Source organism: Stutzerimonas tarimensis (assembly GCF_042648805.1).
GTDB classification, from domain to species: Bacteria; Pseudomonadota; Gammaproteobacteria; order Pseudomonadales; family Pseudomonadaceae; genus Azomonas; species Azomonas tarimensis.
Window position 1 is genome coordinate 1 of record NZ_JBHRXZ010000032.1, and the last position, 5,783, is coordinate 5,783.

The following is a 5,783-nucleotide window of genomic DNA, read 5'->3' on the forward strand; positions in this document are numbered from 1 at the left end:
CAATGGCGGCAGCGGGAACGGCTACCGCCTCGGCAGTTGCAAGTGGTGCGGCAGTAGGTTCAACGGTGGCGGCGGGTTGGGCTAATGTCGCCTTGGCCACTGCCGCGACCTCGGCGGCCAGCGGTGCCGCCATCAGCACCATCAACAACCAGGGCGACCTGGGCGCGGTGCTCAAGGACATAACCTCCAGCGACGCGCTGAAGGGCTATGCTGTCAGCGGCATCACAGCGGGCCTGACCACAGGGCTGTATGACGGCTGGACGGGCACCGAAACGGGAGCCTCCAGCCTGCCCGGAGAAGGAGGCCTGCTGGCTAACAGCGGCGCGGTGAGCGGCGCGAGCAATATCGGGCAATTCGCTGCCAACCAAGTGTTGCAGAACGCCACGTCGGCTGTGGTGAGCCAGGCATTGGGCCTGGAGGCCGACCTGGGCGATGCGTTACAGAGCGCACTTGCCAGCACCTTCGCAGCGGCGGGCTTCAACCTGGTGGGTGATTTGAGCACCCCGGATAACTGGAACCTGCAAGGCGGGAGCCCTGCCAAGATCGGCCTGCATGCGCTGATGGGAGGTCTTGCGGCGGAAGCAGCGGGTGGCGACTTCAAGACCGGTGCGTTGGCAACGGGCATGAACGAAGCCCTCGTCGACAGCCTGGCGCAGCAATATGCGGGCATGGACCCGGACCAGAAGAAAAGCCTGCTAGTGATGAACTCGCAGGTGATCGGAGTACTGACAGCTGCGGCGCAGGGCAACGACGATGTGGAAAGCCTGCAGACAGGGGCTTGGGTAGCAGGAAATGCGACGAAATATAACCACTTCGAGTTGCCGGCGGGGTTAACACAATACGGTCAGGCTGCCACTTCTCTTGCCCAGCATATGCAAGAGCAAGGGGCATCTCCTGAAGCTACTAATAAGGCCCTGCAGGCAATGGCCCGTGGCGAAGGATTCGAAGGTCCTGAGCCTGCTAAGGAACTCCTGAAAGCTTGGGCTACGGCCATGCTTGCGGGAAGCGGTGTGGTGGTGCCTACTGCTGGAGCAGCAACTGTGGGGTTAGGTGTGGCGATTGGCGGAGGGGCTAATATCAGTTACCAGTTAAGCTCCGGTAAAGCCTCACTTTCCGATTTGAATTCACTTGACTTTACGGATGCCACAATCGCAGCTGTAGTGGGCGGCTTGACCCAAGGGAAAGGCTTCCTGGCTTCGGAAGTGATAAATGTTGGAGGTGCCTACATCGGCAGTCAGATCAAGGGAACTGATGCGACGAGTTCGATGATTGGAGCGGGGGTGGGGACTGCCGCTGGGACTGCCGCGGGGAAGGTTGTTAGTGGCTCTTTGCCAAATTCTATCTCTAACTCGGTAAAAGAAAATTTTGGAGCAGTTGCTGGTTCTGCAGTTTCTGAAGGTATAGGAGACATAGTGGCCGGGGAAATAAAAAGTAATGAAGAGTAATTTGAAATGGATTTTTTGGGGGGGGAAGACGTTTGTCGTTTCAGTATGTGCGTCTTTTCTTGCTTTTTTGATTGCAAGGATTCTGGTTTGGTTGCTTAAAAGACAAGCCCCCCTAGACTTTAATGAAGTGGTTTGTTTTTCTGTTAACGCTTCTTGGCGGTTGGGGAGCATATTAACAATTGTGGCTATAGTTTTAGTTTTAATTGGCTCATTTAATGGTGGTCAGAAGAAATAGTGAGAAGGGGTAGGTTTGTTTTAGACTGATGAAAAGGGGCAATAAGGTGCAGGCCAGAAAGTAGCCTGGAGCAGAAAAGGGGACAGATTTACGAGAAAAGGGGACAGATTTATTTTCTGGCTAATGGGGTTGCTCAATAAATAAATCTGTCCCCTTTTTCGCAGAGGTGCTTATATCGGTAGCCAGGTCAAAGGAACGGATTCGACGAGTGCGATGATTGGGGCTGGGGTGGGGGCTGCTGCAGGAAAAGCAATTTCAGAAAAACTTAGAGCAATTATATCTGGAACTGCAGGAAGTATAGGTGGTGCAGTGGCTGGATCAGTAGGGGCTGAAGTGGTTGGTTCAGAGGTTTCAGGTGTTTTGAATGAGGCAAACGGTAAATGATCTTTAAAACAGCGGGTGTTGGGCTTTTATTGTTCTTGGTGGTTTTTAATATTATTTTTATTTTTTTCTTGTGTTTTTATTGAAGTTCGGTGTCGCATTGTTTTTTTATGTTTCGTCTGGCGAGTTCAGATTTATGTGGGGTGATGCTTTTATTGCCTCCGCTAAAGGTGGGGGCGCAACGGGTGGAGTGCTAGGTTTGGGGATGTGGCTTATGAGAACAGATGGAAGATGCGCTCAGGCGCTCCAGTATTCCCGGAGAAGATATATACGCCAATAGCGACATGGTGGTTACGACGGGTGGTATTTACGACACGGGTGGCCAATGGATATTTGGTGGGGATGGCCAGAGCTTTATCCAGTTGCTACCAGAGGCTAACGTGAGTGCGATCCAGTATGTTGCGGAAAATACCAGCGGCTATGCGTGGGATAATCGTTCGCTGGGAATCCAGCTTGATCCGCAACAGATGCAGTATCCATTGGAGTTCCCGGGGTGTATCGCCTGTGCGGCAGGTTTCTCGTATAGCCTGAATACGCTGGATATGCGAACTCCGGCACAAATGGAGGTTGATCAGAATGCCTTTACTTTGGGGGCCTCGTCATTGGTGGGATTGCCGATCTCGGGCGGAAGTCTTCTGGTTATCTATGGTGTTCGTCCTATCTTGACGGGCGGAATGCTGGTTTCTGGTTTTGATGCTGCCGGACAAGTGGTTGGTGGCGGCGAGTATCGACCTGGGCAGACCGTGGTGGCGGGTGTGACGGGTGGATTGGCCTATCCGTTGGCGGGAGGAATGCTGGCTAATGTGCTGCTTGGGGCCTCGGTTGCTGGGGTGAACGCGGTTGCTAACAACTATATATATGCTGAAGATACAAGCATTAGGAGGGCTACTGGTGTTGGTGCGGTTGCTGGCGGGTTCGGAAGCTTGGCAAATAACTGGGTATCCGATCTAGCGGCTAGTGTTCTCCCCTATCGTATTGGGGTCTCTGTAATTGATCCAAATAAGGCGATTCTTTTGCAGAATATCGGTACGAAGAATCCGTATCCGGCCTATATGGGCGAGGCGGCCGGGAATACAGTGAGCGGTGGGCTTCCTATCCTTCTTGACAGAGTAAGGAGGGATGGAGAATGAGAAGGAGAAGGCCTCTACCCAAATATATGCAACCTGGCGGATTTTTGGATTCGTCTAGAGTTTCGGGAAATCTTAGGGCAATGGTTATTATCCTGCTTGGGGCTTTTTGTATTTGGAATGCTCATCATATCTTCGATTGGATTGATTTGAGTCTGGGGCTGGAGTTTACTCCGGATTCTGACCGTACGATCCGAGTTAGACGGTTTTGGGCTGGTGTTCTGGCTGGTGTCGGAGTATTTGCTGGGGTGGGGAAAATATTGTGGATCTATTGGTATCGCAAACAGGCGATAAAGAGCGCAAAAGGCCAATGGTATGACAGGGGCGATATAAGTAAGGAAGACTTTTATCGGGATGAGGGTGACGGCAAGTAATGGGTTAAAGAAAGGGGGCAGATTCTGAGGAATCCCCAAAAATCTACTCCAGCATCTGAGCTTGCCGATGCACCTCATCACGCAGCAATAGCTCCGGAGGTGCTTATATCGGTAGTCAGGTCAAAGGAACGGATTCGACGAGTGCGATGATTGGGGCAGGGGTGGGGGGCTGCTGCAGGAAAAGCAATTTCAGAAAAAAACTTAGAGCAATTATATCTGGAACTGCAGGAAGTATAGGTGGTGCAGTGGCTGGATAAGTAGGGGCTGAAGTGGTTGGTTCAGAGGTTTCAGGTGTTTTGAATGAGGTAAACGGTAAATGATCTTTAAAACAGCGGGTGTTGGGCTTTTATTGTTCTTGGTGGTTTTTAATATTATTTTTATTTTTTTTCTTATGTTTTTATGAAGTTCGGTGTCGCATTGTTTTTTTATGTTTCGTCTGGCGAGTTCAGATTTATGTGGGGTGATGCTTTTATTGCCTCCGCTAAAGGTGGGGCGCAACGGGTGGAGTGCTAGGTTTGGGGATGTGGCTTATGACGAAGTTAGAGGGAAAGAGAAAATAATAGCAAGTAGCCTTGGATATCGTAGGGTGGATAACGCTTTGCTTATCTACCGCTCTTTAAAAACTCGATAAAACGATCACGGTGAGGGGGCAATTGACGCTTCACTGCTTGATCGGCATTTCTCCAGAACATCCCCCGCGCCCAGGGCGTACCGGTCACACAGGCCACGCAACCGCACAAATACCTGATCGAAACCAACCCGGCGCTGACCGACCTCAAGCAGTTCATGGGCTCGGACTACCTGCTGGGCAACCTCGGCTACGACCCGGACCAGGCGCAGAAACGCCTGGGCGACGGGCTCTACGAGCAGCGCCTGATCCGCGAGGCCGTGGTCGCGCGTACCGGCCAGCGCTACCTGGCCGGGCTGACCAGCGACGAAGCGATGTACCGCTACCTGATGGACAACGCCATCGCCAGCAAGGACGCCCTGGGCCTGTCGCTCGGCGTCACGCTCAGCGCCGAACAGGTCGCCGCGCTGACCCACGACATCGTCTGGCTGGAAGAGTACGAAGTGAATGGCGAGCGGGTACTGGTGCCGGTGCTCTACCTGGCCCAGGCCGAAGGCCGGCTGGCGGCCAACGGCGCGTTGATCCAGGGCCGCGACGTCACGCTGATCAGCGGCGGCGATCTCTCCAACCAGGGCACCCTGCGCGCCAGCGGCGACCTCGACGTGCAGGCGGTGAACATCGCCAACAGCGGTCTGATCGAAGCGAACGAGCGCCTCTCGCTATTGGCCGAGGACAGCATCCTCAACGCCCAGGGCGGCATCATCGCTGGTCGTGACGTCAGCCTGCTGGCGGGCAACGACATCCTCAACGAACGCAGCGTCAGCGTGCACCAGAGCGCGCTCGGCAACCAGCAATGGGTTAGTAGCTTCGCCGACAGCGCCGCGCGCATCGAGGCATCCGGCGATCTGGCGCTGGCCGCCGGCCGCGACGTCGCCAACCTGGGCGGCGTGCTCGACAGCCGCGGCGACCTGGGCATCGACGCCGGCCGCGACCTGACCCTCGTCTCGGTGCAGGACGTACAGCACCAGTCGCGTGGCAGCAGCTACCTCAACGAGCGGGTGACCCAACTGGGTGCCGAAGTGAACGCCGGGGGTGATCTGGAGATCAACGCAGGGCGGGACTTGACCGTCATTGCCAGCGACGTTCGGGCCGGTCGCGACCTGGGCCTGCAAGCCGCAGGCGACCTGACCCTGGCCTCGGCGGCGAACGAGGAACACTTCTACTCCAAGAGCAAGAAGGTCATCCGGCAGACCGACCACGTCCAGCAGCAGGCCAGCGAGATCAGCGCCGGCGGCAGCCTGGGCATCATCGCCGGGCAAGACCTGAACCTCGTCTCCAGCAAGGTCAGCGCGAACGACGAAGCCTACCTGGTGGCCGGCGGCGAGCTGAACCTGCTGGCGGCGCAGGACTACGACTACTCGCTGTACCAGAAGAAGAAAAAGGTCAGCTTCGGCCGCAAGAGCTTCCAGCGCGACGAGAGCACCGAGATCACCCATGTTGGCAGCGAGATCCGCACGGGCGGCGACCTGCTGCTGGTCAGCGGCGGCGACCAGACCTACCAGGCGGCGAAACGTAAGCGCTCCATAAACCCCGTCCGCCAGACAGAGTTTGTTTTCAGGAAGTCGAGGCAGAGGCCGGCGAGCAGTTCCACGG

6 protein-coding genes are annotated in these 5,783 nt (G+C 55.3%); all 6 read left to right on the top strand.

The window, feature by feature from the left end:
• The coding region (locus ACFOMF_RS18190) for a DUF637 domain-containing protein (protein WP_386367574.1) at positions 1 to 1,445 on the top strand (1,445 nt) is incomplete at its 5' end.
• The gene (locus ACFOMF_RS18195; protein WP_386367576.1) at positions 1,435 to 1,680 is read left to right on the top strand and encodes a hypothetical protein; all 246 of its coding nucleotides are present in this window, start codon (positions 1,435 to 1,437) and stop codon (positions 1,678 to 1,680) included. The genes ACFOMF_RS18190 and ACFOMF_RS18195, both read left to right, overlap by 11 nt.
• A gap of 174 nt (positions 1,681 to 1,854) precedes the next feature.
• Entirely contained in the window at positions 1,855 to 2,064 is a 210-nt protein-coding gene (locus ACFOMF_RS18200; RefSeq protein WP_386367586.1) for a hypothetical protein, read from the top strand.
• A 221-nt stretch (positions 2,065 to 2,285) separates the two neighbouring features.
• Entirely contained in the window at positions 2,286 to 3,191 is a 906-nt protein-coding gene (locus ACFOMF_RS18205; protein WP_386367578.1) for a hypothetical protein, read from the top strand.
• 80 nt (positions 3,192 to 3,271) lie between these two features.
• Positions 3,272 to 3,562: a hypothetical protein gene (locus ACFOMF_RS18210; protein WP_386367580.1), complete on the top strand. Its 291-nt coding sequence runs from the start codon at positions 3,272 to 3,274 to the stop codon at positions 3,560 to 3,562.
• Positions 3,563 to 4,348: 786 nt separating this feature from the next.
• A partial coding sequence (locus ACFOMF_RS18215) for a hemagglutinin repeat-containing protein (RefSeq protein WP_386367583.1) occupies positions 4,349 to 5,783 on the top strand: 1,435 nt, incomplete at its 3' end.

Excerpts from the sequence above, each read along its gene's own strand:
- ACFOMF_RS18210 (WP_386367580.1), top strand. The coding sequence starts at position 3,272 with ATGGTTATTATCCTGCTTGGGGCTTTTTGTATTTGGAATGCTCATCAT.
- ACFOMF_RS18205 (WP_386367578.1), top strand. The coding sequence starts at position 2,286 with ATGGAAGATGCGCTCAGGCGCTCCAGTATTCCCGGAGAAGATATATAC.
- ACFOMF_RS18195 (WP_386367576.1), top strand. The coding sequence starts at position 1,435 with ATGAAGAGTAATTTGAAATGGATTTTTTGGGGGGGGAAGACGTTTGTC.